The sequence below is a fragment of the Rhodanobacter sp. B05 genome, assembly GCF_002001085.1.
In the GTDB taxonomy this organism is placed as follows: domain Bacteria; phylum Pseudomonadota; class Gammaproteobacteria; order Xanthomonadales; family Rhodanobacteraceae; genus Rhodanobacter.
Genome location: NZ_MUNU01000019.1, coordinates 239,272 through 261,857, shown reverse-complemented (window position 1 = coordinate 261,857; position 22,586 = coordinate 239,272). Strand labels below are relative to the sequence as shown.

The window sequence follows — 22,586 nt, the reverse complement described above, 5'->3', positions numbered from 1 at the left end:
GGCTCTATGTCGCGAGGTTTCGCAATGAGCGCGTTGCTCGATGCCACGCTGGAGCATCTTAAGGCGCTGGTCGGTTTCGATACGCGCAATCCGCCGCGGGCGATCGGCACCGGCGGCATCTTCGATTATCTGCGTGCGCAGTTGCCCGGTTTCGACGTCAAGGTGACCGACTACGGCGCCGGCGCAGTGACCCTGCATGCGGTACGTGGTCAGCCGAAATACCTGTTCAACGTGCATATGGATACGGTGCCGGATTCGCCGCACTGGAGTGCGAGCCCGCACAAGCTGCGGGTCACCGCGGATCGTGCGATCGGCCTCGGTGCCTGCGACATCAAGGGTGCTGCGGCCGCGCTGCTGGCGGTGGCGAATGCCAGCGACGGCGATATGGCACTGCTGTTTTCCACGGATGAAGAAGCGAATGATCCACGCTGCATCGCCGGGTTTCTGAAGTCCCTTCTCCCTCCGGGAGAAGGTGCCCGAAGGGCGGATGAGGGTGCGGGCGAAGCCAGCCCTTCCGCTTCGGACATACCTTCACCCCAACCCCTCTCCCACAGGGAGAGGGGCTACGAAGCGGTGATCGTGGCCGAGCCGACCAGGGCCGAAGCGGTGCTGGCGCATCGCGGCATCCAGTCGGTGCTGATGCGTTTCGCCGGTCACGCCGGCCACGCCTCAGGCGAGCAGAAGCCCAGCGACAGCGCCTTGCACCAGACCGTGCGCTGGGGCGATGCGGCGTTGGATTTCGTCACCGCGCAATCGCACGAGCGCTTCGGCGGACTCACCGGCTTGCGCTTCAACATCGGTCGCATCGAAGGTGGCATCAAGGCGAACATGATCGCACCGACAGCGGAAGTGCGCTTCGGCTTCCGTCCGCTGCCGACGATGGATCCTGACCAGTTGCTGCAGCGTTTCTCCACACTGGTGGAGCCCGCACCGGTGGAGTTCACCGAGACCTTCCGCGGCGCCTCGCTGCCAGCCGGTGATACCGCGCGAGCCGAGGAACGCCGTCTGGCCGCCCGCGACATCGCCGACGAACTGGAGCTGCCGATCGGCAACGCGGTGGACTTCTGGACCGAGGCCGCGCTGTTCTCGGCTGCCGGCTACACCTCCTTCGTCTACGGCCCCGGCGATATCGCCCAGGCGCACAGCGCCGACGAGTGGGTCGCGCTCGACCAGCTCGAACGCTATGCGCAAACGGTTTATCGAATCATTGAAAAGCCCGGCCAGGGACGGCCGGTTTTTGACTCTCGCGTTCACGGATGAACGCAAGGAATAAACATGGAAACGCATAAGCACACCCGCAAAACCATCGTGCGCCTGCTCTCGAGCATGGGCAGCGCGAAGGAAATCCAGCAATACCTCAAGCGCTTCTCCGAAATCGACGCCAAGCGCTTTGCCGTGGTGAAGGTGGGCGGCGCGGTGCTGCGCGACGAGCTGGCCGATCTCGCCTCGTCGCTGACTTTCCTGCAGCAGGTCGGACTCACCCCGATCGTGCTGCACGGCGCCGGCCCGCAGCTGGATGAGGAACTGTCGGCCGCCGGCATCGAAAAACACACCGTGGGTGGCTTGCGCGTCACTTCGCCGAAGGCGCTCGGCATCGTGCGGCGCGTGTTCCAGCAGCAGAACCTGAAGCTGGTCGAGGCACTGCAGTCGATGGACACGCGCGCCACGTCGGTGGCGACAGGTGTGTTCATGGCCGGCTATCTCGATCGCGACACCTACGGTCTGGTCGGCAAGGTGGAGAGCATCAACCTGGCACCGATCGAGGCCAGCCTGCGTGCCGGCTCGATCCCGGTGATCGCCAGCCTCGGCGAGACCGATGAGGGGCAGATCCTCAACATCAACGCCGACTTCGCCGCCAACGAACTGGTGCGCGTGCTGCAGCCGTACAAGATCGTGTTCCTCACCGGCACCGGTGGCCTGCTCGACGAGCAGGGCAAGCTGATCGACTCGATCAACCTGTCCACCGAGTACAAACACCTGATGGCGCAGCCGTGGATCAACGGCGGGATGCGCCTGAAGCTGGAGCAGATCGCCGATCTGCTGGCCGACCTGCCGCTGACTTCGTCAGTCTCGATCACGCGGCCGGCGGAACTGGCCAAGGAGCTGTTCACCCACAAGGGTTCGGGCACCCTGGTGCGACGTGGCGAGAAAGTGCTGAGATTCGACTCGTGGGAAGGTATCGACCTTGAGCGGATGCGCACGCTGATCGAGTCCAGCTTCGGCCGCACGCTGGTGCCGGATTATTTCGAGCGCACGCGGCCATTGCGCATCTACGTCAGCGAGAACTATCGCACCGCGATGATCCTCATCGAGGAAGGCGGCCTGCCGTACCTGGACAAGTTCGCCGTGCTCGACGACGCGCAGGGCGAGGGCCTGGGGCGTGCCGTATGGCAGGTGATGCGCGAGGAAACCCCCCGGCTGTTCTGGCGCTCGCGCCACGGCAATCCGGTCAACCCTTTCTATTACGCCGAGTCCGATGGCTGCCTCAAGCAGCCACGCTGGAAAGTGTTCTGGTACGGCATCCACGACTTCGACACCATTGCCCGCTGCGTGGCGCATTGCGCGCAGCGGCAGCCAACCTTGACGGACTGAAACATGAGCACGAACAGGAAACGCATCGGTATTGTCGGTGCGCGCGGGCATACCGGCGCGGAGTTGATCCGCTTGATCGCCGCGCATCCGGTGCTGGAGCTGGCCTTCGTCTCCTCGCGCGAGCTGGACGGCCAGCGCGTCGACGCGCATGTGTCCGAATACCATGGCGAGCTGCGCTACAGCGCGCCGGCGCACGAGGACCTGCCGAAGCTGGGCGCCGACGTGGTGATCCTGGCGCTGCCCAACGGCAAGGCCGAAGTCTGCGTGGCGGCATTCGATGCAGCGGGTGCTGATCCGCTGATCATCGACTTGTCGGCCGACTATCGTTTTGACCAGCGCTGGTATTACGGCCTGCCCGAGCTGACCCGCGACAAGTGGCGTGGCGAGCGACGCATCAGCAATCCAGGCTGCTATGCGACCGCGATGCAGCTGTCGATCGCACCACTGAAGGACCTGCTGGCCGCGCCACCGGTGTGTTTCGGCGTGTCCGGTTATTCCGGCGCCGGCACCACGCCATCGGACAAGAACGATCCGGACAAGCTGCGCGACAACCTGATGCCGTACGCGCTCACCGGCCACATGCACGAGAAGGAGGCTTCGTTCCGGCTCGGCGTGCCGGTGGAGTTCATGCCGCACGTGGCACCGCATTTCCGCGGGCTCACGGTCACCACCAATCTTTATCTCACCCGGTCGCTGAAGCGCGAGGAAGTGCTGGCGCGGTTCCGCCATGCGTACGAGAACGAGAAGCTGGTCAGCGTGACTGATGAGGCGCCGTGGGTCAGCCGCATCGCCCATCGCCATCATGCCGAGATCGGCGGTTTTGCGCTCTCCGCCGACGGCAAGCGCGTGGTGATCGTGGCGACGCTGGACAACCTGCTGAAGGGCGCGGCGACCCAGGCCATGCAGAACATCAACCGCGCAATCGGCGTGGACGAATACACGGCTATCCCGGTGGGGCGGGGGTGAGGGGTGAGGGAAGAGGAGTGAGGAGTGAGAGAAAGCTTGCACTCCCCGCACTCTCCGCAAACCCTGGCTCTTGATCTCTCTCACTTCTCACTCCTCTCCACTCACTTCTCGGCTCTCCCATGACCCAACCCCTCTGGCAAAAAACCGGCATCCAGATCGACGCGAAGATCATGAAGTTCCTCGCCGGTGACGACGTATTGCTGGATCGCGAGTTCTTCCTGCATGACATCACCGCCAGCAAGGCGCATGTGGAAGGGCTGGCGAATATCGGTGTGGTCAGCGCCGACGAAGCGACAGCCTTGAAGCACGAGTTGGATGTGCTGGCGGCGGATTTTCGTGCAGGTACGTTCGTGCTCGACGATCGCTACGAGGACGGCCATTCGGCGATCGAGGCGCGGCTCACCGAACGCCTCGGCGATGCCGGCCGCCGCGTGCACACCGGGCGCAGCCGCAACGATCAGATCCTGGTCGCCACGCGGTTGTGGCTGAAGGATCGACTGGCCGCCCTGCAGACGCATTGCCGCACGATCGCGCAGGTCTGCCTCGATCGTGCCGCACAGCCCGCGTTTCCGTTGCCGGGTTACACGCATCTGCAGCGCGCCGTGGTGTCGTCCACGGCGATGTGGTTTGCCGGTTTCGCCGAAGGCTACATCGACAACGCCCTGCGTGCACAGCAGACCTCGACGTGGATCGACGCGAACCCACTCGGCACGGCTGCCGGCTACGGCGTCAACCTCAAGCTGGACCGCGAGCACACCACGCAGGCGCTCGGCTTCTCGCGCATGCAGGTCTCGCCGATCTACGCGCAGCTCTCGCGCGGCAAGTTCGAGATGGCGGTACTGGAGGCGATCGGCAGCGCGCTGCTCGACCTGCGTCGGCTGGCGTGGGACTTGTCGCTGTTCACCACGGCCGAGTTCAACTTCGTGAAGCTGCCGCCCGAATACACCACCGGCAGCTCGATCATGCCGAACAAGCGCAACCCTGATGTGGTCGAGCTGCTACGCGCCAGCTACGCCAGCGTCGCCGCTGCGCGCACCGAGATCGAGCAGCTGCTGTCGCTGCCGTCCGGTTACCAGCGCGACCTGCAGTTCTCCAAGGGCTCGCTGTTCCACGGCGTGCGCCACGGCCTCGGCGCGCTGGAGTTGGTGCCTGATCTGCTCGCGCGGCTAACGTGGAATGCGCCGGCGATGCTCGCCGCGATCGAGCCGGCGATGTATGCGACCGACGTGGCGATCGAGCAGGCCGCCGCCGGCGTGCCGTTCCGCGACGCGTATCGTGCCGCTGCGGAAGCTGCTGCATCGGCCGGGCAGGGACGCACGCCGGAAGGCAGCCTCGCCGCGCGCGTGTCGCCGGGCGCCGGCAACGACTTGCGGCTGGACGAATTGCACGCGCGATTGCGCGCACTCGGCGATTGAGCGGGGATACGGGCATGACGGTGATCGACACGAAAACGACGCGTACCGTTCTGCCCGAACAGGCTTTGCCGCGCTGGCACCGCGCCGTGCTGAAGGTCGGCAGCAACCTGCTCGCCGCCGACGGCGGTGGCCTTACCCCTCGCTATGCCGAAACGCTGGCCGGCTTCATCGCCGCCAGTCATGCGGAGGGACGCGAAGTGGTGCTGGTGTCTTCCGGCGCGGTGGCGGCCGGGCGCGCGCTGTTGCGTCAGCACGTCAACGGCAGTGACGGTCTCGCTGCGCGCCAGGCGCTGGCCGCGCTGGGCCAGGCACCGATGATCGCGCTGTGGCAATCGCTGGTCGCGCGGCCGGTAGCGCAGGTGTTGCTGACTCATGACGATCTGCGCAACCGCCGCCGCTACCTCAATGCGCGTGCCACTCTGCGCGAGTTGTTGCCGCTCGGCGTGTTGCCGGTGATCAACGAGAACGACACCGTCTCGGTGGACGAGCTGAAGCTCGGCGACAATGATAATCTCGCCGCCATCGTGGCCGCCCTGGTCGATGCCGACCTGTTGCTGATCGCCTCCGATGTCGATGCGCTGTACAGCGCCGACCCGCGGCGCGACCCGGCGGCCACGCCAATCGCTCATGTCGCCGCGCTGACCCCCGAGATCGTGGCGATGGCCGGCGACAGCGGTAGCGCTGCCGGCACCGGTGGCATGCGCACCAAGCTGGAAGCAGCGGCGAAGGCGGCTGCGGCCGGCATTCCCACCGCCTTCTTCAACGGTCGCGAGGCGACCACTGTGCAGGCGCTGCAACGCGGGCAGCTGCGTGGCACGCTGATCGCCGCAGCCTCCACTCGCTTGCAAGCGCGCAAATACTGGTTACGCCACGCGCCGGCCTCGCCGGGCCGCATTCGCGTCGACGCCGGCGCAGCGAAGGCTCTGGGCGGCGGGCGCGTCTCGCTGCTGCCGGGCGGCGTGCTTGGCGCCGACGGCGAGTTCCATCGCGGCGACCTGATCGAGATCGCCGATGTCGCCGGCACCGTCATAGCACGTGGACTCAGCCAGTACGGCGCTGCCGAGGTGCGCCGCGTGGCAGGCCGACACAGCCGCGAGATCGGCGACGTACTCGGCTACAGCTACGGCGACGAGGTGGTACATCGTGACGATCTCGTCACGATGAATCGCCCGGTCGTCCCCGGGCAGGAGATCAACGCATGAGCACGATCCGCGAACAGGCCATGGCCTGCCGTGACGCCGCCCAGGTCGTGGCCGCGATGGATACCGCGCGCAAGCGCGCACTGCTGCGTGACATGGCCGCGGCGCTGGAGGCGCGGTCGTCGGCGGTGCTCGCCGCAAACGCCGAGGACATGCGTCACGCCGCGGCGAAGGGCGTGCAGGGCGCGATGCTGGACCGGCTGCGGCTGGATGAGGCGCGCGTGGCCGGCATCGCCAGCGCGCTGCGCGAGGTCGCCGAGCTGCCCGATCCGGTGGGCGTGACGACCCGCCGCGAAACGCGGCCGAACGGGCTGGCGATCGAACGCGTGCGCATCCCGCTTGGCGTGATCGCGATGATCTACGAGGCGCGCCCCAACGTCACCGCGGAGGCCGCAGCGCTTTGCCTGATGGCCGGCAATGCGGTGATCCTGCGCGGTGGCTCCGAGGCGATTCATTCCAATACCGCGATCGCCGCCGCGCTGAAGTCGGCGCTGCGGGCTCATGGCGTTCCCGTCGCCGCGCTGACCCTGGTCGAAGACCTGCGGCGCGAGACGATGGTCGAACTGCTGCAACTCAGCGATATCGTCGACCTGGCCATCCCGCGTGGCGGCGAAGGCCTGATCCGCTTCGTCGCCGAGCATGCACGAGTGCCGGTGATCAAGCACTACAAGGGTGTGTGCCATCTGTATGTCGATGCGCACGCCAACTTGGAGAAGGCGCTGGATATCCTGATCGACGGCAAGGTCTCGCGCCCGTCTGCCTGCAATGCGCTGGAGACACTGCTGGTGCATGCGGACGTCGCCGCGGCCTTCCTGCCGCGTGCGGCAAAGGCCTTGCAGCGGCGCGGGGTGGAACTGCTCGGCGACGAGCGCTCGCGTGCGCTGTGTCCCGGGATGGAGTCCGCCAGCGACGACGATTTCGCCGCCGAGTTCCTCAGCCTCAAGCTGGCGGTGGGCGTGGTGGACAGTCTGGAGGAGGCCATCGCGCATATCCGCTGTTACGGTTCCGACCACACCGAGGTGATCGCCACCGAGGATCCGGACGTCGCCGAACGCTTCGTGCATGCGCTGCGAGCGGCCGTGGTGATGGTGAACACCTCCTCGCGCTTCAGCGACGGCGGCGAGTTGGGCCTCGGCGCCGAGATCGGCATCTCGACTACACGCCTGCATGCGTACGGGCCGATGGGTGCCGAGGCGCTGACGATCGAGCGCTTCGTGTTGCGCGGGGCAGGGCAGGTGCGGCACGCCGAAAGCCGCATGTCCGCGGGACACGCCAGGCTCGAGAGCTGAGAGCGGTCAATTGACCGAACGCACGCGCGCCGGATGCGGCGACCTGCGGCGCGCCACCGATCAGCTTGTGAACACGCTTCTCCAATGCCGCACTGCGCCGGCGGCCACCAGCAGCCAGGCCAGCAGGCTGATGTAGACGCCGATGTCCGACACCGGCTGCAGCAGATCGAGATTGAGGGCCTGCCCCAGCGCATGCGTGCCGACCGTGTACATGCCCAGCGGAAACACGATATCCCAGTCGTCGACCTCGTAACGCAGGCGCACGTGGCGCAACCCGTGGCGCCAGAGTTCGAGGATCGCCAGCAGCGGAATCCACCAGGTCGCGGTGGCCCAGAAGAACAGGGTGAAGCCCTTCACGAACGGCACCAGGTCGCCCAAGGGTGCCTGCGCCGGCGCATGCAGCACGAGCAGGGCGCCGGCCAGGGTGGTGATCGCCAGCGCGCCCATGTTGATCCAGTACGGTGGCGTGAAACCACTGGCGGCGAGCGGCAGGAACAGCAGCCGGTAGAAGATCAGGGTGATCAGGATCAGGTATAGCGCCGCGCCGACGAGGTACAGGCACAGCGCGGCGAACAGCCAGCCGAGTGCAGGCGTCGCCCCGCCGTGCGCCACCAGCAGGGTCAGCGCCACGGCCAGCGACTGGGTCGAGACCACGGCCACCAGCCAGCCGCCGTTGATGCTGCGTCGGAAATCGGGCTTGCGCTGGCCGGTGATCACGGCGAGCAGCAGCAGGTACAACAGGCTGACCCAGCCGATCGCGCCGACCGCGGTCAGTGCGATGGCCCATGCCGGCCAGTACACGACCAGCAGGCATTGACCGGCCAGCACGCAGCTGGCGGCGACGAAGGTGAGGAAGCCCGCGCCGCGTGCCGGGCTGGTGAAGTCGTGAACCATCTCGTTCCGGGCTTGCAGCACCCGCAACAGGCTCAGCAACGCCAGCACTCCATAGGCGGCCAGGTTCAGGGCAAACAGCACGAGCGCCAGCATGGGCATGCCATGCTGGCTGGCGTCGATGGAGACGATGCCGGTGGCCATCACCAGCGCGAAGCTGCCGGGATCCAGCTTGCGCACGTTCGATTGGATGAAGTTCGTCAGCGACATGGTCTTGCTCCGACAGACCGGCGCTCCTGCGTCTCCTGCGCGGGCGACCCCCATGGGGATCGCCCGCCAAGTCGTTGCGCTAGCTGGATGGGTTCAACATCGCCGTCAGCCGGTCGAGTTGCGCACGATAGCCGTCCAGCACCTTGGCAGTGATCGCGGCGTAGCGATTGGCCTCATCCCAGCGCCGTGCCTCGATCGCCTCGCGCACGCCGGGAACGGTTTTCACGCCGTAGCCGGTGAGCATGCCCGGTGCATAGATGAAGTGCTTGAACCAGGGCCGGCCGGGCAGGCCGGCGGCATCGGTCAGCGCCTGTTCCATGTGCCCCATTTGCTGGTTGATCTGCTCCTGTTGCGTGGCCGACAGCTGGAAGCCCGCAGCGGCGCGCCTGGCGTACGCCGCCTGGAAGGCCTGTGCGCTCTTGTCCAGTTGCTTCGCCGCCTGGTCCAGCGGGGCGAGATCGATCGCGGGCACGTCGGATTCGCGCGCCGGCGGAGCGAGCGGGCGGGTGGGGTCGGCATCCAGCGCGTAAGCGTGCATGTCCAGCAGGCGATGCTGTTGCGCCGTAGCCTTGCGCGTGCTGTCGACCAGCTGGTGCAGCTCGCCGACGTAGCGGTCCAGCGTGTTGCTGAAATCGCCGAAGCGCAGCGGCAGCAGGTTGGCGTCGGCCATGCGCAGCACGATGTGGCCGGCCACCTTGGAGAGTGCCACACCGTATTCGAACGTGGGATCGCCGAAGCGGATGTAGTGGTCGAACGAGTCGTAGCGCGAATGGTAAATGCCGCCGTTGTCGTCCTCGCCGCCGAAGCCGAGGTCGAGCGTGGTGATGCCGAGATGCTCCAGGAATGCGCTGTAATCGGAGCCCGAACCCAGCGCCTCGATCGGCAAGTCGCCGCCGGCCGCCGCCAGTTTTGCGTTGACCTTGGCATCGGGTCTGGCGTCCTTGCCGCTGCCCTCGACCATCATGTGCGCGCGCAGGCGTTCGCCCACGCTGACATGGGTTTCCGGATCGGTCACGCCATCGGCGACCTGGTTGACCAGATGCTGCAGGGAATGGCTGCCGCCAGCGCCGAGAAAGCCGCGCCCGTTGGTATCCGAGTTGACGTACAACACGGCCTTGGCCTGCAGCTCCTTCGCATGCGTCTCGGCCCATTCGGTGGAGCCCAGCAGGCCCGGTTCCTCACCGTCCCAGCTGGCATAGACCAGGGTGCGTTGTGGACGCCAGCCCTGCTTGACGAGTGCGCCGATGGCCTTGGCCTCGGCCAGCAGGGCGACATTGCCGGCGAGCGGATCCCAGGCACCGAAGACCCAGCCATCGTGATGGTTGCCGCGGATGATCCACTGGTCCGGGGCGGTCGCGCCCTTGATCGTCGCGATCACGTCGTAGACCGGCTTCTGGCTCCAGTCCGACAGCACGGTCATGTGCGCCTTGGCCGCGCTGGGCCCCACGTGGTAGGTCAACGGCAGCGAACCGCGCCAGCTGGCGGGTGCCACGGGTCCGCTCAGCGAGCGCAGCAGCGGAGTGGCATCCGCATACGAGATCGGCAGCACCGGAATTTTCAGCAGGGTTTTCGCGTCCTTGATCGCCAGCCGCTTGGCGCCGGGCGTGGAGCCGATGCCAGGGGTGAGGGGGTCGCCGGGGTATTGCTGCATGTCGGCCACGGAGCCGCGCTGCACGCCCTCGGCCGGGCGCCAGCCGCCCTTGGGATAGGCGTCGCCCTGCGCGTAGCCATCGTCGTGCGGGTCGGAATAGATCAGGCAGCCCACGGCGCCATGTTCCTGCGCCAGTTTCGGCTTCAGTCCGCGCCAGCCACCGCCGTAGCGAGTGATCACGATCTTGCCGCGTACGTCGATGCCACGGCGGGCCAGTTCCTTGTAGTCGTCGGGCATGCCTTGGTTGACATAGACCAGTTCGGCGGTGACGTCGCCGTCGCCGCCATAGACGTTGTAGGGGGGCAATGCGCCGGGCAGATCGGAGGTGGCGTCACCGGGAATCGGCGGCTCGTGCAACATGGCCGTGAACGGATGCGGCCCGAGCAGTTCCAGCGCCACCTTCTTCGGCGTGGGGTAGAGCACGCTGAAGGTCTCGATATGCGCGTCCCAGCCCCATTCGCGAAACTTCTTCAGCATGAACTCGGCATTCGCCTTGTCGTGCGGCGAGCCGACCTGGTTCGGCTCGGACGACATCTGCTTCATCCAGCGGCGCTGGTCGGCCGGGTCGAGCTGGGCGTCGAAGCGCTGCTCCAGGCTCACTTGCGTGGCTGCATTGGCCGGCGCAAAGCCGAGCATCGCCTGGTCATCGTGAGTGACGTTGCTGCCGGCCGCTGCCGTGCACGTGGCAATCATGCAGGCCAGGGTCAACAACGGGCGTATCTTGTTCAGGGGCATGGGCAGATTCCGTCAGGCAGGTTGAGAGGGATTTGATTCGTTGCGGGTGAGGCAGGTCGCGGCGCCGTGGCTACCCGGCCCGCCCGCGTCAGTCGGTCTTTGCACCATCGCGCCCGTGTTGCAGCACCGGTCGGCAGCGTGGTGGTCATGGTTGTCCGGGCTTGGGCGACCCCTTGTCTTCTGCGGGAACGTCAATCTTCTGCGCAAAAATCTGGTCGTCGTTTTCGTTGTCGATGGTGAGGTTGTAGCGGCCCGGTCGCAGGTAGAGTTCGCCAATGGGCGCTCCCTGACCCTGGCGCACGCGATCGTTGATGGTGGCGTTCAGGGGCACCGGATCGAGCACCATGCGGTCGGCCGGTATGGCATCCGGGCCCTCGTTGGCGTAGCGGGCCTCGACCATGCAGGGGTAATGGTGTTCGCAGCGATCGCCACTGACGAAGAACGGTTGGCGCAGGTCGCCGATGCTGAGCCAGGTCGGCCGCCCCCGGCGCATCTTCTGCGGCGGGAAAACCACGCTGACGTCGTAGCCGGGTCGCAGCGACCAGGGTTTGCCCGCGTCATCCACGAACACGATCGGCGTGGTCGGATGCAACTGCTCGATGATCGCGCTGTAGTCGGGATGGTCGTCGCTCTTCACCGGATGCGGGATCAGCATGGTCTGTTCCACGGACAGGCCATTGATGCGGGACAGCTTGAACAGGTGCTCGGCCATCGATGAGCCGCCCAGGAAGCCACCCGACTTCTGGACGTGGGCATAGCCAGCCTCGACGACCAGTCGTGCGTGCGGGTCTTTCTTGAACACGCTGTTGTAGATGTTGCGTGCCTGCTCGGCCTCGCGAGCGTCCCCGGTGGCGTCGGAGAGGGCCTCGTAACCGAGCACCTTGAATCCCAGTTTCAAGGCGGTGCGAACCATTTCCGCACTGATGGGCTCCTCGGTGTAGAACCCGCTCTTGCTGGTGGGGTAACCGCGCGACTGCAGTTTGGTGTCGGTCTGGTAAATGGTTTCGACGGCGAAATAATCGAAACCTTCCTGGCGAAGTTTGCCGAGCAATTGCACCGTCAGGGTGCGCGTGAGCGGAATGTTGTGCGCCTCGTTGAGATAGACCAATTGGTACTTGCTGGCCAGTTCGGGTATCGCTTCCAGCGCGGGGCGGGCATGCCAGCGGGGATCGGTCAGTGGCGAGGGATAATCGTCCTTGAGCGGGGCCTGCCGGATGGAAAAGCTGGCAGCGGCATCCGGATAGTCGCCGATGAAGGTCTGATACCAGCTGAGGTATTGCCCGAAAATGAGTCGGAACGCGGGCTGTTTGTCGGCTGCGTAGGCGTAACGCATCACCTGGTACTGGGCGAGCAGCCCCCTGTGCTTGTTGGCCTCCCGCATGATCCGCTCGGATTTGTCCGACGCCGCAATCTGCTCGGACTGCCACTGGGCAGGGGATTGGGCATGTGCGGGGATGCCCAGCTGCGCAAGCAGCAACGCGGATCCGAGAACGACAAGTCGCATAGACCGTGACATCGGTTGCTCCAGAGGGCATGTCCGGGCGGGTGTAGGTGCTGTTTTACCAGTGTGTCCCGGCGCTGTCGCGTGCAAGCCTCTCAACTCCCCTCCCCGGGCCGGTGCATCGCTGACCAGACCACCTTTCCGAGCATGCCGCATCGACCATGTCGACGCCCTGTGCCAACCGGCACAGGGCCGCCATCGCGAAATGGGAGCAGACTTGGCAGACATGCCCGCCACTGGAGTACGCCATGCGCCCGACCATGCTTGCCCTGTTGCTGACCCTCGCCCTTCCTGCCACCGCGCCCGCCCAGGTGTCGAACCTGCACAGTGGCGCGATCACTGCTGCGGTGCAAAAAGGGGTCGACGACCCGGCCCGCGAGGCGGACAGGCACGACGATGCGCGGCGCAAGGTCGCCCTGGTGATGACGTTCGCCCAGGTCAAACCCGGCCAGAAGGTGCTGGAACTGGCGCCCGGCAGTGGCTACTGGACGCGCGTGTTCAGCGCCATCGTGGGGCCGACCGGACATGTCTACACGGTCTGGCCGGATGAGATGGCGAAATTCGCCACGAAGAGCCTGGCCAGTTGGCAGCAGCTGGTGACCACGCCGCACTACGCCAATGTCAGCCTGTTGCAACAGCCGGCGGCGCAGTTGAGCGTGCCGGTGCCGGTAGATCTGGTGTTCACCTCGCAGAACTACCACGATTACCACGATCCGTTCATGGGCCCAGTCGACATGGCCCGGTTCGACAAGCAGGTCTACGATGCGCTGAAGCCGGGCGGCCTGTTCGTGGTGATCGATCATGTGGCCCCCGCCGGTTCCGGCATTGCCGACACCAACACCTTGCACCGGATCGATCCCGCCGCGGTGAAACGCGAAGTGGAGGCCGCCGGCTTCGTGTTCGATGGCGAGAGCAACGCGCTGCGCAATCCGGCCGATCCGCACACGGTCAAGGTATTCGACAAGTCGATACGCGGCCACACCGACCAGTTCATCTACCGCTTCCGGAAGCCCGCGAACTAGGGATGCTCTTCGCGAAGCGTGCCGCGGCATGCGGCAGCCTTGAGCTTTGCAGGCGCCGACGGCACCATCAGGCATGGAGGAGGTCGGGCGGTCGCCTCCATGAAGCCACGCCGGACAGCATCTCGTGAAACCCAGCGTTCCCGCGCCGCCGGACGATGATCCGGCCGATCCCGCGCCGCGCCGCCCCGCCGAACCGGACGCGGCCGAATGCTGCGGCGAGGGCTGCGTGCGTTGTGTCTACGACCTTCATGAGGAAGCGATCGAACGCTATCAACGCGCGCTGCAAGCCTGGCGCGCCCGCCACCCCGAATCGTGAGCACGTCGCGAAGCGACCAGGAATCGTCCATGTGGAACGCCATCACCCGCGCCGTCAGTCCATCCCTCGATCGCTGCGAGTTGTCGCACATCGCGCGCACGGGCATCGATATCGCGCTTGCCCGCACGCAGCACCGCGACTACCTGCGTGCGCTTGAATCCGCCGGCTGCCGCGTGATCGTGCTGGCGGAGGAAGCCGAGCTGCCCGACTCGGTGTTTGTCGAGGATGTGGCGGTCGTGCTGGACGAAATGGCGGTGCTGACCCGGCCGGGCGCTCCGTCACGACGTCCCGAGGTGGCCAGCGTCGCCGATCTGTTGCGCCATTACCGGCCGCTTGAGGCGATCGAGGCGCCCGCCACGCTGGATGGCGGGGATGTGCTGCGCATCGATCGCACGCTCTACGTCGGCCAGTCCGCACGCAGCAACCCGGACGGCATCGCGCAATTGCGCAAGCTGCTGGCCGCACATGGTTACGCGGTGCAGGGCGTGGCCATGCGCCACTGCCTGCACCTGAAGTCGGCAGTCACCGCGCTGTCCGATGACAGCGTGCTGCTGCAGCCGGCCTGGGTGGATCGCGAGCGCTTTGGGGACTTCCGCATCATCGAGGTCGATCCGGGCGAGGAACATGCGGCCAACGTGCTGCGCATCGGTGACGCGCTGGTCATGCCGGCCAGCTTCCCGCGCACGCGGCAACGGCTGCTCGATGCCGGTTTCAAGGTGATCGTCGTCGATGTCTCCGAACTGCAGAAGGCCGAGGGCGCGGTGACCTGCTGCAGCCTGGTGTTTCGTTCGGATCCATGAGGCGGTCGTCGCGCATCCGCTTTCGCCTGGGCCAGCCGCAGGATGCGCGCGCCATCGGCGAACTGGCACGAAGGGTGACCCGGCGCTGGATCCTGCCAGGGCAGCCGGCCACTGCGGCGGCCCCCTTGCTGGCCGGCATGCGGGCCTGGGCGATTCGCCGCAAGATGACCGACGGACAGCGCTTTCATCTGGCCTGCCTGGACGACGGGCGCGTGATCGGCGTGGCGGCGATGCGCGACGACTCCCACCTGTTCCAGTTCTTCGTGAGCACGCGCTGGCACGGCTGCGGCATCGCGCGGCAGCTATGGCAGCGCACGTTGCGTGATGCGCAGCGGCGCGCGGGTACCCGCCACTTCACGTTGAACGCGTCGGCGATGGCGGTGCCGGTATATCGTCGCTTTGGTTTCGTGCCGAGCGGCCCGCTGAAGGCAAAAGACACCGGCCTGGTCGTCCAGCCGATGCAGCTGGATCTGCCTTGATGCCCTCGCTCTCTTGCGTGCAACGAGTGCGGCGGCTGGCTTCGCGCTGTTAGGGCGACCTTCCATCGGCGGCAGCGGGGTTTCGTCGGGAGGTGGGGGATTTCCCGTGCCGCGACCACTATTCTCCATCGCGATCCCAAACCAACGGAACCGTCGCCGTGTTCAGAAGCCTGCTGTTCCATGCCCGCCTCGTCATCGCCTGGTACCTGCTGGTGCTGGTGGCCTTCCTGCTGGTCGACTGGATCTGGTCACCGCTGGGCAGGCTGGTGCAGTTGCTCGGGCTGGTGGCGATCATCTTCGTCGTGATCCGCGCACACTCGCACCTGGTGCGGGTGCGGATGATCGCCGGCAAATTGAGTTCCGCGGCGCTGGCCAGTCGGCAGCGACGGCAGATCGAGGTGCCGTTCGAGGCCGAGGAGGCATTCGACCTGCTCGACGCCGCGATCCGCGAACTGCCCGGCGTCGACCGCGTCGACAGTGCGCGCAACCACCTGCAGATACGCGCCACCGCGAGTTACGCCGATCCCTACGATCTCGCGCAGCTGGGTCGCTACAACCCGATGCGCTGGATCGTCAGCCAGCGCAACCGCATCCTGGCAACCGTCAGCCGCGGCGACGGCAGCAGCAGTTTCAACCTGGTCTGCGAACCGCAGAGTGCGCCGTGGAGCGACTGGCTGCAGGTCGACGACGGCGTCAATCTGGAGAATATCCAGGCGATCGCCCGCGCCGTCACCCAGGGCGTGGCCTCGCGCCGCCGTGGCGAGCAGGCGGCAGCGGCGCAGACAGCGACGGAAAAGGAACTGGCGATCGCCAGGCTGAGCCTGCTGCAGGCGCAGGTGGAGCCGCACTTCCTGTACAACACGCTGGCCAGCGCGCAGGTGCTGGTGCGCAGCGATCCGGCCGGCGCCGATGCGATGCTCGGCCACCTGATCCAGTACCTTCGGCACTCGCTGCCGCGTACCGACCGCGCACTGTCGACGCTTGGCGATGAGCTGGAGCGATCGCGCGCCTATCTGCAAATCCTCAAGATCCGCATGGGCGCACGCCTCAATCTGCAGATCGACGTACTCGACGAACTGCTCGCCACGCCGTTGCCGCCGATGCTGCTGCAGACCCTGGTGGAGAACGCGATCAAGCACGGCCTGGAGCCGCGACCAGGCGACGGCACGGTGTGGATCTTCGCGCGCCGCCAGGATGGGCGGGTGGCGGTGACCGTGGCGGACGACGGCAAGGGCTTCGACGCGCAGGCCAGCGGCACCGGCATCGGCCTGAAGAACGCCCGCGAGCGTCTGAAACTGATCTATGCGGGGCAGGCGAGCCTGGTGATCGCCGCGAATTTCCCGCAGGGCGTCGCCGCCACCATCACCGTGCCGGACCATTACAGCGAGGAGCCGTCCCATGGCTAAGGGTGTGATTGCCGAAGACGAAGCGCTGCTGCGGCAGTCCCTGCTGGCCGCGCTGGGCAAGGCCTGGCCGCAACTGGACATCGTCGCCGAGTGCGAGGACGGCGCCAGTGCGCTGGAGGCGATCGTCGAGCATCGACCGGAGGTGGCCTTTCTCGACATCCGCATGCCCGGCCTGACCGGCCTGGAAGTCGCCACCGCGGCAGCCGAGGCCTGTCCTGCCACCCAGGTGGTCTTCGTCACGGCCTACGACCAGTACGCCGTCGATGCGTTCGAGCGCGGTGCGATCGACTACCTGCTCAAACCCATTGCGGATGACCGGCTCGCGGCGACCGTGCAACGGGTGCAGGCCCGCATCGCCGCGGGGCAGGACGGCGCCGCGGGGCTGGCAGAGCTGGTCAGGCAACTCGGCACGAAATCGTGGTCGTCGCGCCGGGAGCCGCCACTGAGCTGGGTCACCGCCAGCACCGGCCGCGAGACCCGGCTCGTGCTGCTCGATGACGTCGCCTATTTCCGCGCGGACAACAAATACACCACGGTGGTCACCGCCGAAGGCGAGGCGCTGTTGCGCACGCCGATCCGCGAACTGCTCGAAGTGCTCGACCCCACCGTGTTCAAGCAGATCCATCGCAGCACGGTCGTCAACATGAAGGCGATCGCGGGGGTCACGCGCGACGACACCGGCAAGGGCATCGTGCGTCTGCGCGATCGGCCGGAAACCCTGAGCGTGAGCCAACCGTTCATGACGCTGTTTCGCAACATGTAACCGTCATGCCCCAGTCTGGACGACAGGAAGGTGAACCATGCACTACCTCATCGCCTTGATCTACTTCGTGCTGGCGCTTTTCGGCCTCGACGGCGCCGGCAGCCATACCATCGTCAGCCGTTCGACCGTCAATGGCATCGACGTGCTCTACAGCAAGGCCCGGATCATTGCGGACGTCGTCGACGTCACTTGCGTCCGCAGTGCAAGCGGGAGTTGCCATTACCGCTTGCTGAAGCACGATTGCGCCACGCCACGAGCGCGCGCGGCGACCGCTTCGACATGCGCGCCGGATGCCGTACGACAGTTCGCCGTGGCCACCGGCGCGAGCAGGCAGCTTGCCGGGCTGCCCGGGAATTTCATGCTGTGTGTCGGGCAGGACAGCAAATCCGCCGGCGCCGATTGCGAGCAGCTGCCGGCGATCGATCCGCCGGCGTGGTGGTAATTGCTGACTGAAGATTGCCGCATCGACACCGTGCCATTTCGAGGTGCGCTGCGTGACGGCTTGCAGCCTTACTTGGTCTTCTTCTTTTCCTGCTTGGCGGCCCGCTTCTCCTTCATCGTCTTGGCCGGTTTCTTCTTTTCGCTTTTCTTCGAATCCATGCCCTTGCTCATGCTTTTCTCCTCGGTGCGATCGGTTGGATGGACATGTGGTACCCGGCAAGTCTATGCGTTTTCGCCGGTGCTGGTGAGGTCGGCTCAGATGCGCTCGCTCGGCGCCAGGTAACGCCATTCGCCAGCGGGCAATTTCGCCAGCGGGATGCGGCCCACGCGCAGGCACTTCATCGCCAGCACGGTGAGGCCGACCGCCTCGCACATGGGCCGGATCTGCGCCGGCTGCAATCGCTTGAACGCGAAGCGCAGGCGGTTATCGCTCTGCCAGCTGACCTTGATCGGCGGCATCGCGTAGTGATTGAACTGCAGGCCATGGTTGAGCAGGGCCAGGCCGTTCGGTATCAGCTCCCCCCGCACTTCGACCACGAATTCCTGTTCGATGCGGTCGATGTCCTCACTGAGCTTGCGCGTGACGCGCCAGTCCTGGGTGAAGATCAGCAACCCGCTGGCATCGGCCGCCAGCGGCAGCGGTGCGCCCAGTCGTTGCAGATGGCGCTTCAGCGGCCGCACCGCGGAAGGGTCTGCAGACCAGCGGGTAGCTGGCGTGACGAGGTTGCGAGCGTCTTCCGGGTCGCAACCGGCCGGCTTGTGCAGCACCAGGGTGGCCGGTTCGGCGGGTGTCGGCGTGGCGCCCGGGGTGAGTTCGACGGCTTGCGCCTCGATCATGAACTGCGGCTCTTCCACCACCACCCCGTCGACCCGTACCCAGCCACCCTCGATGTATTGCTCGGCTTCGCGGCGCGAGCAGCCGGTCAGCGCAACAACGCGTTTGGCCAGGCGGACTGCTTCGGTCATCAGGGATGCCATGGAATGAAGTCGAGGCATTGTAGGCGTTGGCGCCGGGCTTCAGCTGGCAATCGTCGCATTCGCCCCCAGATCGAGGGCTTGCCGCCATGAGAGATCGCGCGATGATTCCGTTTTCCATCCTCGACCTGGCCCCGGTCACCGAAGGCAGCGACGCCAGCCAGGCGTTCCGCAACACGCTGGACCTGGCGCAGCTGGGCGAGCGGCTCGGCTACCGGCGCTACTGGCTGGCCGAGCACCACAACATGCCGGGCATCGCCAGCGCCGCCACCGCCGTGCTGATCGGGCACGTGGCCGGCGGCACCTCGACGATCCGCGTCGGCGCCGGCGGCATCATGTTGCCGAATCACGCGCCGCTGCAGGTGGCCGAGGCGTTCGGCACGCTGGCCTCGCTGTATCCGGGGCGGATCGACCTCGGCCTGGGTCGCGCGCCGGGCACCGACCAGCCCACGGCAAAAGCGTTGCGCCGCTATTTCGACAGCGCCGACGCGTTCCCGCATGACGTGCTGGAACTGCTGGGCTATTTCGAGCCGGCGCAACCGGGCCAGCCGGTGCGTGCGGTGCCGGGTGCCGGCATCGAGGTGCCGGTGTGGCTGCTCGGCTCCAGCCTGTTCAGCGCCCAGCTGTCGGCACAGCTCGGCCTGCCGTTCGCGTTCGCCTCGCACTTCGCGCCGGATGCGATGGACGAGGCACTGGCGCTGTATCGACGGGATTTCAGGCCGTCGGCGCGGCTGCAGCAGCCCTACGCGATGCTCGGCATCAACGTGGTTGCCGCCGACAGCGATACGGAGGCGCGGCGCCTGTTCACCACCCAGCAGCAGAGCTTCATCAACCTGCGCCGCGGCCGCCCGGGCCTGATCCCGCCGCCGATCGACGATATCGAGAGCTACTGGACGCCGCCGGAAAAGCTGATGGTGGAGCGCGCGCTGGCCTGCGCCGTGGTCGGCGATGCCGACACGGTGAAGGACGGTGTCGCCGCCTTCATCGAGCGGCATCGGCCGGACGAGCTGATGATCACCGCCAACGTGTTCGACCACGCGGCGCGACGGCATTCGTTCGAGATGGCCGCGGCGGCGCGGGATCGGCTGCTGACGGTGGGCTGATCGGAAACGCCCGGATAAGGCCGCCAATCGGCCATAATGGGGGTTATTCCACGAACTGTTGAAGCTCCCCCGCGCATGAAAACCCCCAAGGGCCTGCAGGACCTGATCGACGAAGGCGTGATCGACCAGGTGCTGCGACCGCTGAAGAGCGGCAAGGAAGCCTCCGTCTACGTCGTGCGCTCGGGCGATGAGGTGCGCTGCGCCAAGGTCTACAAGGACATGGCCCAGCGCAGCTTCCAGGCGCGCGTGCAATACCAGGAAGGCCGCAAGGTGCGCGGCAGCCGGCAGGCGCGGGCGATGGGCAAGGCCACCAGGTTCGGTCGCAAGGAGGCCGAGGCCGCCTGGAAGAATGCCGAGGTCGACGCGCTGTACCAGCTGACCGCCGCCGGCGTGCGCGTACCCAAACCGTATGGCTATTTCAGCGGCGTGCTGGTGATGGAGCTGGTCACCGATGCGGACGGCCATTCGGCGCCGCGGCTGGGCGAGGTCGAGCTGTCGGCCGACGAGGCGCGCCGCTACCACCGGTTCCTGATGCAGCAGGTCGCCCGCATGCTGTGCGTGGGACTGATCCACGGCGACCTGTCCGAATACAACGTGCTGGTCGGGCCGGACGGCCCGGTGATCATCGATCTGCCGCAGGCAGTCAGTGCGTCGGGCAACAACAACGCGCGCACGATGCTGCGGCGTGACGTGGGCAATATCAGCATCAGCCTGTCGCGCTTCGCGCCGGAACTGCTGGATACGCACTACGGCGAGGAGATGTGGTCGCTATATGAACTGGGCGAGCTGCACCCGGACACCGAGCTCACCGGCCAGTTCGAGTTCGACGAACGCATCGCCGATGTCGACAGCGTGATGCAGTCGATCATCGACGCACGCGAGGAGGCGATGATTCGCCAGCAGGGGCGGGACGAGGCGGCGCTGGCGGATTGACCGCTGGCGCTTTCACCCGCCACGCCCCGGCACCGGCACCGGCACCGGCAACCCGACCTTGCGGCAGAACACGGCGAAACGCGGGTCGCTCTTGTAGCGTTGAATGAATGGATCGTAGAGCAGGGTCGTGATGCCCGAATCGCGAGTATCCCAGGCGCGATCCAGCCACTTGAAGACATTGTCCGGATCCTTGCGCAACGCATACACCTCGGCGATCTGGAACGCCGCCGTGCCGGCGTCATGCGCGATGAGCGTCTGCAGCGCCGAATCCGCGGCAGCGTGATCGGGGCCGATCTGTCGAGCCAATGCCAGCCCGAAGCGCCGCCAGGATGGCCCGCGTTCGCGGAGCGCGAAGTCCAGTGCCGCCTGGAAATTGCCGCGCAACACCGCGATGGATGCCAGTTGCACATAGGTGTCTTTGGCACCCGGCGGCAGCAATGAATTGGCCACCCGGGTAGCCTGCTCGGCCTCGTCCAGTCGTCCGAGGATCAACAGCTGCCAGCGCAGCAAGCGCCACGCACCGGTGTTGCGCGGATCGAGCGACAGCGAGCGCCGCAACAGTCCAATCGCTTCATGTGGGTGGCCCTGCGCGGCGAGCATCCGCGCCAGTGAGTTGACCGCGCCGGAATCGGCGGGCGCGAGTTGAACGGCACGCCGCGCCTCGGCCTCGGCGCCGGCCCAGTTGAAATCGGCGGAAACGAGCAGGGAGGCATGTGCGAGATGTGCATCGGCGAGGTCCGGGTCGAGCGCCAGTGCGGAATCCGCGGCAGCACGGGCATTGGCAATGGCCTGTGTGGCATCGGCCCCGTTCAACCCGCTGTTGTAGAGAGCCGTCCACAGTTTCGACTGGAACGCGTAGGCAGCTGCGTAACCTGGATCGAGTCGTATGGCGCGCTGGAGATCGGCAATGGCGGCCTGGGTGCCACCTTCGCCAGACTTTGCCTGCAGAAATGCCGAGTATGCGGCGAGGTTTCCACTGGGCGGTCGATCACTCTGCGCCACGGCGCCGCTGCTCTCAAGCAGCTTCGCCTGCAAGGCGCTGGCAATGGCGTGGGTGATCTCGTCCTGCAGCGCGAACAGGTTCTTGTATGGCCGGTCGTAATGCTGCGACCACAAGGTGCTGCCGTCGCGAGTGTTGATCAGCTCCGCACTGATGCGCACCTCGTCGCCTTCCCGGCGCACGCTGCCTTCCAGCAGGTGCGTCACGCCGAGCTTGGCGCCGATGGCTTTTGCATCGTCCGTGCTGTTGCGGAACTGGAATGCGGAGTTGCGTCCGATGACCTTCAAGCCCTCGAACTGCGACAGCGCGTTGATGAAGTCCTCCGACAGGCCGTCGGAAAAATACTGCTGGTCCTTGTCGCCGCTGTCGTTGACCAGAGGCAGCACGGCGATGGATTTTTCGGGAATGCTTGCCGTGCTCGACGCATCGACCCGGGCGGCCGTCGCGCCCGGGTTCACATCTTTGCGCCCGACCAGTTGATTGGTCAGCAGCAGCACGACCGCCACGCCGAGAATGCCGATGATCCAGAAATCCAGCTTGCGTGCGGTCGAGTGCGCGATCGGATCAGCGGGCGCGATCTCGCTTTCGCGCCTCAGGCCTTGGGGCGTGAATTCGTAGAACCATGCAAACGCCAGCCAGAACGGGAAGCCGATGACACAGGCAATCACGAACCAGCGTGTCACCCAGTCCGGTGCGCCGAACGCCGGCCCCAACTGTGCGATTCCCTGGGCGAGTGCCCACGTGCCAGCCGCATACAAGGCGCCGGCGCGCGGCACGTTGCGGCGATTGAGTTCGGCCAAGAACGAGCGGCGGGCGTTCACGAAAACGTCGCTACCTGGTCACCAGGGCTGGCGGCCCGGCCCGGTACGGTCTGGGTAACGGAAAAACCTGCTGCATGC

Annotated in this window: 20 protein-coding genes; 15 read left to right on the top strand and 5 right to left on the bottom strand. The window is 66.3% G+C overall.

Annotated features, from left to right (window positions below; translation table 11 throughout):
* Positions 1–24: 24 nt before the first annotated feature.
* From B0E47_RS14735 to B0E47_RS14710, 6 genes are all read left to right on the top strand, one after another.
* The gene (locus B0E47_RS14735; RefSeq protein ID WP_077515029.1) at positions 25–1,260 is read left to right on the top strand and encodes an acetylornithine deacetylase; all 1,236 of its coding nucleotides are present in this window, start codon (positions 25–27) and stop codon (positions 1,258–1,260) included.
* Positions 1,261–1,275: 15 nt separating this feature from the next.
* Positions 1,276–2,592, top strand: a complete 1,317-nt coding sequence (locus B0E47_RS14730; RefSeq protein WP_077515028.1) for an acetylglutamate kinase — start codon at positions 1,276–1,278, stop codon at positions 2,590–2,592.
* A gap of 3 nt (positions 2,593–2,595) precedes the next feature.
* On the top strand, positions 2,596–3,558 hold the full coding sequence (gene argC, locus B0E47_RS14725) for an N-acetyl-gamma-glutamyl-phosphate reductase (RefSeq protein ID WP_077515027.1): 963 nt from the start codon (positions 2,596–2,598) through the stop codon (positions 3,556–3,558).
* A gap of 119 nt (positions 3,559–3,677) precedes the next feature.
* Positions 3,678–4,973 (top strand): argininosuccinate lyase, encoded by a 1,296-nt coding sequence (gene argH, locus B0E47_RS14720; protein WP_077515026.1) that lies wholly within the window; start codon positions 3,678–3,680, stop codon positions 4,971–4,973.
* A 14-nt stretch (positions 4,974–4,987) separates the two neighbouring features.
* The gene (gene proB / locus B0E47_RS14715) at positions 4,988–6,175 is read left to right on the top strand and encodes a glutamate 5-kinase (RefSeq protein ID WP_077515025.1); all 1,188 of its coding nucleotides are present in this window, start codon (positions 4,988–4,990) and stop codon (positions 6,173–6,175) included.
* Entirely contained in the window at positions 6,172–7,461 is a 1,290-nt protein-coding gene (locus B0E47_RS14710; protein WP_077515024.1) for a glutamate-5-semialdehyde dehydrogenase, read from the top strand. The genes proB and B0E47_RS14710 overlap by 4 nt, the downstream gene beginning before the upstream one ends.
* A 60-nt stretch (positions 7,462–7,521) precedes the next feature.
* Here B0E47_RS14710 and B0E47_RS14705 read toward each other — a convergent pair whose 3' ends face one another.
* The 3 genes from B0E47_RS14705 to B0E47_RS14695 form a co-directional block, all read right to left on the bottom strand.
* Entirely contained in the window at positions 7,522–8,562 is a 1,041-nt protein-coding gene (locus B0E47_RS14705) for a tellurite resistance/C4-dicarboxylate transporter family protein (RefSeq protein WP_077515023.1), read from the bottom strand.
* A 79-nt stretch (positions 8,563–8,641) separates the two neighbouring features.
* The gene (locus B0E47_RS14700; RefSeq protein WP_077515022.1) at positions 8,642–10,948 is read right to left on the bottom strand and encodes a transferrin receptor-like dimerization domain-containing protein; all 2,307 of its coding nucleotides are present in this window, start codon (positions 10,946–10,948) and stop codon (positions 8,642–8,644) included.
* A gap of 145 nt (positions 10,949–11,093) precedes the next feature.
* Positions 11,094–12,464, bottom strand: a complete 1,371-nt coding sequence (locus tag B0E47_RS14695) for a hypothetical protein (RefSeq protein WP_077515021.1) — start codon at positions 12,462–12,464, stop codon at positions 11,094–11,096.
* 233 nt (positions 12,465–12,697) lie between these two features.
* Between B0E47_RS14695 and B0E47_RS14690 the strand changes: the two genes are divergently transcribed.
* From B0E47_RS14690 to B0E47_RS14660, 7 genes are all read left to right on the top strand, one after another.
* A complete protein-coding gene (locus B0E47_RS14690; RefSeq protein WP_077515020.1) occupies positions 12,698–13,471 on the top strand; it encodes a class I SAM-dependent methyltransferase in 774 nt (257 codons plus the stop codon).
* Between the two features lie 124 nt (positions 13,472–13,595).
* The gene (locus B0E47_RS14685; protein WP_077515019.1) at positions 13,596–13,787 is read left to right on the top strand and encodes an oxidoreductase-like domain-containing protein; all 192 of its coding nucleotides are present in this window, start codon (positions 13,596–13,598) and stop codon (positions 13,785–13,787) included.
* A 29-nt stretch (positions 13,788–13,816) separates the two neighbouring features.
* Positions 13,817–14,587: an arginine deiminase family protein gene (locus B0E47_RS14680; protein ID WP_077515381.1), complete on the top strand. Its 771-nt coding sequence runs from the start codon at positions 13,817–13,819 to the stop codon at positions 14,585–14,587.
* Entirely contained in the window at positions 14,584–15,066 is a 483-nt protein-coding gene (locus tag B0E47_RS14675) for a GNAT family N-acetyltransferase (RefSeq protein WP_077515018.1), read from the top strand. The genes B0E47_RS14680 and B0E47_RS14675 overlap by 4 nt, the downstream gene beginning before the upstream one ends.
* A gap of 158 nt (positions 15,067–15,224) precedes the next feature.
* Positions 15,225–16,472, top strand: a complete 1,248-nt coding sequence (locus tag B0E47_RS14670; protein ID WP_077515017.1) for a histidine kinase — start codon at positions 15,225–15,227, stop codon at positions 16,470–16,472.
* The gene (locus B0E47_RS14665; RefSeq protein ID WP_077515016.1) at positions 16,465–17,235 is read left to right on the top strand and encodes a LytTR family DNA-binding domain-containing protein; all 771 of its coding nucleotides are present in this window, start codon (positions 16,465–16,467) and stop codon (positions 17,233–17,235) included. The genes B0E47_RS14670 and B0E47_RS14665 overlap by 8 nt, the downstream gene beginning before the upstream one ends.
* Before the next feature lie 37 nt (positions 17,236–17,272).
* Positions 17,273–17,677: a hypothetical protein gene (locus B0E47_RS14660; protein WP_077515015.1), complete on the top strand. Its 405-nt coding sequence runs from the start codon at positions 17,273–17,275 to the stop codon at positions 17,675–17,677.
* Positions 17,678–17,931: 254 nt separating this feature from the next.
* Here the strand turns inward: B0E47_RS14660 and B0E47_RS14655 are convergent, their stop codons facing one another.
* The gene (locus tag B0E47_RS14655; RefSeq protein ID WP_077515380.1) at positions 17,932–18,642 is read right to left on the bottom strand and encodes an rRNA pseudouridine synthase; all 711 of its coding nucleotides are present in this window, start codon (positions 18,640–18,642) and stop codon (positions 17,932–17,934) included.
* 113 nt (positions 18,643–18,755) lie between these two features.
* Between B0E47_RS14655 and B0E47_RS14650 the strand changes: the two genes are divergently transcribed.
* Together B0E47_RS14650 and B0E47_RS14645 are read left to right on the top strand one after the other, a co-directional pair.
* On the top strand, positions 18,756–19,754 hold the full coding sequence (locus tag B0E47_RS14650; protein WP_077515014.1) for an LLM class flavin-dependent oxidoreductase: 999 nt from the start codon (positions 18,756–18,758) through the stop codon (positions 19,752–19,754).
* A 75-nt stretch (positions 19,755–19,829) separates the two neighbouring features.
* Positions 19,830–20,687, top strand: a complete 858-nt coding sequence (locus tag B0E47_RS14645; protein WP_077515013.1) for a PA4780 family RIO1-like protein kinase — start codon at positions 19,830–19,832, stop codon at positions 20,685–20,687.
* 12 nt (positions 20,688–20,699) lie between these two features.
* Here B0E47_RS14645 and B0E47_RS14640 read toward each other — a convergent pair whose 3' ends face one another.
* Complete coding sequence (locus B0E47_RS14640; protein WP_077515012.1) at positions 20,700–22,508, bottom strand: tetratricopeptide repeat protein; 1,809 nt, start codon at positions 22,506–22,508, stop codon at positions 20,700–20,702.
* Between the last annotated feature and the right edge of the window lie 78 nt (positions 22,509–22,586).